Below are 6661 nucleotides of genomic sequence, written 5' to 3'. Positions count from 1 at the left end.
GCGCTTTAATGCAGGCCGGCTTTGTCGACGAGATCAAACGAGAACGCAAGAGACTTGTCGCTGCCGGCAATCCGGTCAATAAACTCGAGCACGTCCGGGTCCTTCACAAAACTGGCAGCGGAAGCGGCGCTTAAAATAGCCCCGCTCTCTTGCGGCTTCGCGATCAGATAACCCTGCACATAATCCACGCCGATTTCCTTGAGCGCGCGCAGCGTATCGATATCCTCGACCCATTCCGCCACGCTGCGCATGCCCAGATTCCGGGCTAGCGCGACGATAGCCTCGACAATGGCGATATCGGCCGGATGTGCGCACATCGTGCGAATGAATTCGCCGTCTATCTTGAGTGCATCGGCGGAAAGATCCTTGAGATATTTGAACGACGTATATCCCGCGCCGAAATCATCGAGCGCGATCTTCCCGCCCATCTCGTGAACCCGTGCAATAAAGCGCTGCGTATTGCCGAGATCATGCAAGGCGACGCTCTCGGTAATCTCGAGACAAAGATAAGGCACGACATGCCGGTACCGCGCGAATAACGCGAAGGCATCTTCCATGAATTGCTCGTCGTTGAGCGATCCGCCGCTCAGGTTTACGCAGATAAACCGCGTGCTCTGCAGCGACGCCTGATGCTTCTCGACCCATTCGAGCAATGTGGCAAGGACCCATTTATCGATGGCCGCAATATTCCCCGATTCTTCCGCCGCGACGATAACCTTGCCCGCCGGCAAGGTCGCGCCATCGGGCGCGCGCATGCGCAACAGCACCTCGAAGTTCAGCGACTCCGTGGGTGCGGCGAGCGACATGATCGGCTGCATCACGAGAAACAATCCGGGTGGCAACCGGTTGCGTCCGAGTGTTTCGACGAGTTTCAGTTCTTCGGCCCGTTCCTCGAAGGCAGTTGCGCCCTTGCGATACGTCACCACGTGAACGCTCGAGCTTTTCTTGGCCTCGCGGCACGCCCGGTCAGCATGAGACAGCGCATCCTGCACACGCACGCCATGCGAACATTCCACGAGCCCAACGGACGCCTTGACCTGGAACGCACGGTTGCCGACCTGATATGGCGTGTCGCTCAACGCGCTTATCAGCCGCTGGCAACAGTCGACGGCTTCGTCTATCGACATGCGGCTCATCACGCACACAAATTCATCGCCGCCGATCCGTCCGAATGGAAAGCCGTTTGCGAACAGCGCGCGGGTCCGCGTGGCGACCTGCTTCAGGACTTCATCGCCGGCGCGATGTCCGAACAGATCGTTGACGAGCTTGAAACGATCCAGATCGACATAAGCAAGCGCCCACGACGACGCGTCCTCGCTCTGCGCGGCAATGGCCTTCTCCACACCACGGCGGTTTAGCGAACCCGTCAGCGGATCGTGCTCCGCGAGAAAGCGCAACCGTTCGATAGCCTTCGAACGTTCGGTCACATCCTGCAGCGATCCTTCAATCCACCCGTTCGAACGCGTGGCTTTCAGCAGGAAGCGCCGCTCGCCGCTGCCACGCGATTCGGCGCCGCCCATTTCGAGCTCGCCTTCACTGCCCTTCGATGCCAGCGCCTGCAGCGCCCCCCATGCGCCCGATTCGAAGTAGTCGTTCCAGTGCCGCACCTTGTACTCGGCTTTTTGCAGCGCGAGCATGGAGCGCAGCGCGGGGTTCGCGCGCACGAAGTGGCCGGCGGTATCGAGGGTAAAGAGCCCGATGGGCGTCACGTCGTAGGTGTTGCGCAACTCCGTCTGCGCCTGCCGGCGATGTTCCCGCTCGGCTCGCATCTGCTCGGCGATGGCAAACGCCGCCATCATGCTCGACGACAACGCCGCCATCACGGTGTTCACGCCCCCGACCAGCAGCTTGATGCCGAACGCCGCACCCATCACTTCGGAGAAGGTCGCAAACAGCACGATCGCAAGCGATCCCACGTACCACAGAACCGTGCGCGATCGCGTGAGCCACACCAGCCGCGCCAGCAGGAAAATCAGCACGGCTATGCCGAAGCCGGTGATCACCCAGAGCGTAGGGATGAACTTCGAATAAGGCAGCACGATGGCCGCGCCCAGCAGCACAAGCCCGACATACTGGATGATCTTCAAGAGCCACCTGTAGCCGATCACCTTCAGCTCGCGCCTGAACAGTGAGGCGAACAGCGCGGCGGTCAACAGGTAATACGCGGCGAATGTGAGTTGCCGCAGGCTTTGCATATAGTCCGGCGGAATCACGCGTCCGAGCCACTGCATGTCCCAACCCATCGCGTTCGCGCAAAGACGCAGGTTGCCGACGAGCCACACCGCGAAGATCACATAGGTCCATTCGCGGTTGATCATTGCCGTGACGAAAACAAAGACGGCAAGCGTCAGCAGGCCGCCTGCGATCAACCCCGAGCTTTCCTGGAAATCGAGCGCCGCGCGGCGCAGCTCCGGACCACTCCAGCCAAACGCAGCGATCTGGGCAGGTCCGGAGAACGTGCCCCGGCACAGAATGCTTAATGGCTGCACCAGGTGGCCGAGATGAAGCGCGAACCCGGCCTTGACCGGCGAAAATTCGTTGGTGGTGTTTAGCCTGTCTGCAGTTCCAAGCGGCTGCAAGGTCGATGCGACCCAGCACGACAGCGTTTGCGCGTGCCGTGAAGGAAGTTCAGCATAGGTCGACTGCTCCGCGCTCATGTTGGGAACAGTGAATTCAAACCAGACGGGCTTCTCCGAGAGCTGGGTATTGAAGCGGTTGGTTGTCACAGCGCCGGACATACGCTGCAACGCCGTGGCCGGATCGAGCGTGCCCGCGGCATCTCTCACCACCTGCAAAGGCAGGGTGACGCCGCCCTTGGAATCGAATTGCTGCGTACCCCAGATCAGGGTCGCGATAGTAGCGAGGGCAATGAGCGTGGGGACAATATAAACAGCGAACGCGTACAGAAACCGATCGATATTCGACCCGGTATATCCGGACTTGGCCCGCGAAAATAAGGCAACCAACGCCATACCTGGATTTCCCCCGTGATGCATGACGCAAGCCGCGCCAGCAGTGGCGAAACAGCCATAAACGCCTGTCGGCGCATAGGTTGAATCGCCACCACCCTCTCTTGTGGCCTCGGCTGTCAAGCAGCCGGGCTATCTTCTATTACCTGCCATAAACAAGTTGCGACGCTTCCGGGCATCGTACCGGTTCCGGCCGGAAAGATAAATCCGGCAAATCCAAGTCGAGGTCCGGATGATCCGTATGCACCATGAACTGGAATAACGGATGCTTCGCTTCTTCCCAACGCCGCCGCGCCGCCATGACGTCCTTGGCAAGTACCCGGTGCGGTAATCCGCCGACATGCGCCATCGGCATGAATTGCCTTTCACCAAAGACATCTTCAAACAACATCGCTTCATATTCACGGTCAAGCGGTGAACGGGCGGTTATCACCATGTAGTCGACCAGTTGCTGCTCGCAATAAAGCCAGAGCGCCTTGCAGAGCATCACCTTGACGACCCTGCCCATACCACCGCCCGCAACGCCCAGTCGCGTTGCTTCCGCGAGCCGGCTTGTCCCCAGCCAGTCTGGAAGACGCACCGATTGTTCCAGCGCCAGCGGTGCGTATTCATTTGTTTGGATACGCATCGTGCCAACGGGCGCGCCGTCCAGTTTCGCCTCCGCCAGAAGCACCGCTACACCCGCTTCGCGATCGCAATCTTCAATGCCGAGTTTCTCGGCAAAGGATGGCAAATGCCGCGCATACGCGAGACGCCGGATATCGATGACTTTATCGAGATCGGCTGTTTCGCGGACTATCCTTATAGTAAACGGCATCGATTCACGTTTCCTGAGCGTTTGTACCGTTCGCTCAAGCGTCTCCATCCGGTTACCCCGTTCCAAACGATCACTGCTTAAAACACTGCTTTGGCCTGCATCGAGCTGTTCCATTTTTGTTACCCCATATTGGCGAGAAGGAGATGCCGCGATGCGTTTGACTTGATGCAAACAACACGCGCGACGATTTAAGTCTCGCCCAAAGGGAATTGATGCAGTGTCGAATGGAAGAGAAAACTTCAAAGATACTTAAAAAAACGACGCTTCCAAGGGTTTCTTGAATTCGCCCGCAGTTTTCACTCAAACGGTTTCGTAACACGAAAATCTATTTGGGAATGCAGCGCGGGTTTGGATTATCGGCATTCGACGAGGATGCGGGCGCGGAGAAAATGCACCGGCATCGTGCGAGTATTAAATACTAAATCGCCGGCGGGATTAAATCCGGAGTGCAATCAGCGCCTTTGCAGCGACTAAATTACCGAACAGGAAAAAATGACTCGATAGCGATTGCGGCGCTTAATGCCATACGAGAAGGAAGGAGTGTGGGTCATTAAAGCGATGTGATTGAATCCGGCGGACGACAGCGCGCCCGCCAGTGTAGAGATTCGCCTGCTTCAGTCTTCGTCGTCGAGCCAGGGAATATCCACGTCGGTGATGAACGCGACCATTGCGAGTGGACGCCCTTCCTGGCGGCCGATCTTGCCATCGGCGCGTTGCCACTCACAGCGGAACACGGTGGCGGGCGTGTCGGCCATCAACGTGACCGTGCGCAGTTCATCCGGGTCCGAATCCTCCACGGGACCGTCCAGCGATATCAAAAGTTGTTGCGGCCACATGCCGTCGACCGGATCGTAGATCTTGTCGCCGTCGTGGATCACGACAAACGCTTCCACGCCAATGGTCGCCGACGCTTCCACGATCATCTTGCCGAGCGCGCGCAGCACAGCGGTCGCGCGGCCTGAGTTGGCCTGACGGATCGCGAGATCGCCGCGGGTCAGCGCCTGCTCCAGTTTCGGATTGGTTTTCTGTTGGGCCATTGGGTTGCCTCCGTAACTTGATTACCGTTCGACGGGTACGGCCCGCCGAGAGTTGCAAGGCGGGATCGTACCATTCCCGTCCCAAATTTACCGCCTGGAATGCCTCACAGGAAACTTTTGGCCTGCCGCAAACCCTTGCCTGTCAACCTGCTGCAAGAGCACGCGCAAGAAACTCGCCGCCTGCCTTGAGCGCAGTCACGTTGCCGGGTTCGAAGGTCCAGTGGCCGGCTGCATCGACGATGGAAAGCTGCGCGCCGGGCCATGCATCTGCAAGCGCGAGCGCCTGGTCGGCGGGACACACCATGTCGAAGCGGCCATGCACGAGCACACACGGCAGATGCGCAATTCGGCCGATGCGCGGCAAAAGCGGCTCGGGCGGCAACTCCTGCGCCATGTAGTGATGTTCGAGCAGAGACATGGAGATGGCGGCGGCATTGGACTCGCGAGTTTCTTCGGGCGTGGCGGCAGGCTTCGCGGGATCGGCTTCCGGCGCTTCGGCTTTCGCCTCACCCTTCTGCGCTGGTTTGTTCACCACAGACAACGTCGCTTCGAACCCGGCCCATGCGCGCGCGAGCTTGATGCCGGCATCGTCGAAACGGGCGAGCGGCGCGCCGGTAAGCGACAGGATTTCGGCCGAGTTCAACGGGCGCTCGCCGCTGGCGGTTTCGATCGCATCGAGAAACTTGCGATGGGCGTCGGGGAAGACGCGCTGCACGTCCCACAGGAACCAGTCGATGTCCTGCTGGCGCGCAAGAAAGATCCCGCGCAACAGGAAACCAAGGCAGCGTTCCGGATGCGTGACGCCGTAGCTCAACGCGAGCGTCGTGCCCCACGAGCCGCCGAAAAGCGCCCATTTTTCGATGCCGAGCAATACCCGCAGCTTTTCCATATCGCCGACCAGTTCCTTGGTGCCGTTATGTTCCAGCTTGCCGAAAGGCGTGGACTTGCCACAGCCGCGTTGATCGAAGAAGACCATCCGCCACTTCGATGCATCCAGCACATCGCCCCATTTGAGGTTCATCGCGCCGCCCGGGCCGCCATGCACGATCAGCATAACGGGCGCATCCTCCGGGCCTTGCGCGCGCCAGTAGATCGAATGGCCATCGCCGACATCGAGCATGCCTTCATCGAAAGCCGGGGTCTTCGCGGTCGATGAATCTTCCGGAACCTGAGTCTTCACTTCGTTGCCTGCGTCGTCCGTCATTGGAACTCCGTTGGAGAGATCACGCGTCTCTCGGTATCTGATTGAGCCGCAAGGCGGGATTTTGGAACCCGGGACACGAACCGCCGCACAAGCTATCCTTCGGGTTTCGTACGCGGGGTTGACTGGCGTCTGCATGTCTTGCGCAGGGTCGCGGCCACCTCGACGCCTGTTCGCCCATTCGCCTTATCGCCGGTTGCGGCGCTTGAGCCACGTTTTTACCATTGTCCAATACTTAATGCATCGAACCTTCGTCAAGTGGCTATTCGCGACCTACCTGCTTGGCAGCGGCACGGTGTGGTCCATCCTGATTCTGCCTTTGTTTCCGTTCGTCGGCCGCAGCGGCCGTTATTGGCTTGCAAAGCAATGGTGCCGTGCCATGGTCAAGATGATGCGCATGATTACCGGCGTGTCGTGTTCAGTGGAAGGACTCGAAAACCTCCCCGACGAGCCGTTCATCATGCTGTGCCGGCACGAATCGACCTGGGAAACGCTCGCATTCATGGCGCTGTTTCCGCGCCGCATCAGCTTCGTATTCAAGAGCGACCTCAAGCGTATTCCGTTCTTCGGCTGGGTGCTCAAAGGCCTCGACATCACAGACATCACAATCAAGGAAGCCATCGCCACGAATCGGCGT

At 59.2% G+C, this 6661-nt stretch carries 5 protein-coding genes; 1 reads left to right on the top strand and 4 read right to left on the bottom strand.

Features of this window, described 5'->3' with window-relative positions; all coding sequences use genetic code 11:
- Positions 1-5: 5 nt before the first annotated feature.
- From ACFFAR_RS20890 to ACFFAR_RS20875, 4 genes are all read right to left on the bottom strand, one after another.
- Entirely contained in the window at positions 6-2972 is a 2967-nt protein-coding gene (locus ACFFAR_RS20890; protein WP_174365223.1) for an EAL domain-containing protein, read from the bottom strand.
- 139 nt (positions 2973-3111) lie between these two features.
- Positions 3112-3900, bottom strand: coding sequence for a hypothetical protein (locus ACFFAR_RS20885; RefSeq protein ID WP_174365015.1), 789 nt, complete (start codon positions 3898-3900; stop codon positions 3112-3114).
- Between the two features lie 500 nt (positions 3901-4400).
- On the bottom strand, positions 4401-4823 hold the full coding sequence (locus ACFFAR_RS20880; RefSeq protein ID WP_062002676.1) for a hypothetical protein: 423 nt from the start codon (positions 4821-4823) through the stop codon (positions 4401-4403).
- A 142-nt stretch (positions 4824-4965) separates the two neighbouring features.
- Positions 4966-6027 (bottom strand): alpha/beta fold hydrolase, encoded by a 1062-nt coding sequence (locus tag ACFFAR_RS20875; RefSeq protein WP_174365016.1) that lies wholly within the window; start codon positions 6025-6027, stop codon positions 4966-4968.
- A gap of 235 nt (positions 6028-6262) precedes the next feature.
- Between ACFFAR_RS20875 and ACFFAR_RS20870 the strand changes: the two genes are divergently transcribed.
- On the top strand, positions 6263-6661 hold a 399-nt coding region (locus ACFFAR_RS20870; RefSeq protein WP_375508380.1), incomplete at its 3' end, for a lysophospholipid acyltransferase family protein.

Origin of the sequence: uncultured Caballeronia sp., from assembly GCF_964243625.1 — a bacterium.
Lineage (GTDB): Bacteria > Pseudomonadota > Gammaproteobacteria > Burkholderiales > Burkholderiaceae > Caballeronia.
The sequence above is the reverse complement of the archived record's forward strand: the minus strand, read 5'-3'. Positions and strand labels throughout refer to the sequence as shown.

Bases quoted from the DNA above. Each gene is read 5' to 3' on its own strand.
- ACFFAR_RS20880 (WP_062002676.1), bottom strand. From the start codon at position 4,823: ATGGCCCAACAGAAAACCAATCCGAAACTGGAGCAGGCGCTGACCCGC.
- ACFFAR_RS20890 (WP_174365223.1), bottom strand. From the start codon at position 2,972: ATGGCGTTGGTTGCCTTATTTTCGCGGGCCAAGTCCGGATATACCGGG.
- ACFFAR_RS20885 (WP_174365015.1), bottom strand. From the start codon at position 3,900: ATGGAACAGCTCGATGCAGGCCAAAGCAGTGTTTTAAGCAGTGATCGT.
- ACFFAR_RS20875 (WP_174365016.1), bottom strand. From the start codon at position 6,027: ATGACGGACGACGCAGGCAACGAAGTGAAGACTCAGGTTCCGGAAGAT.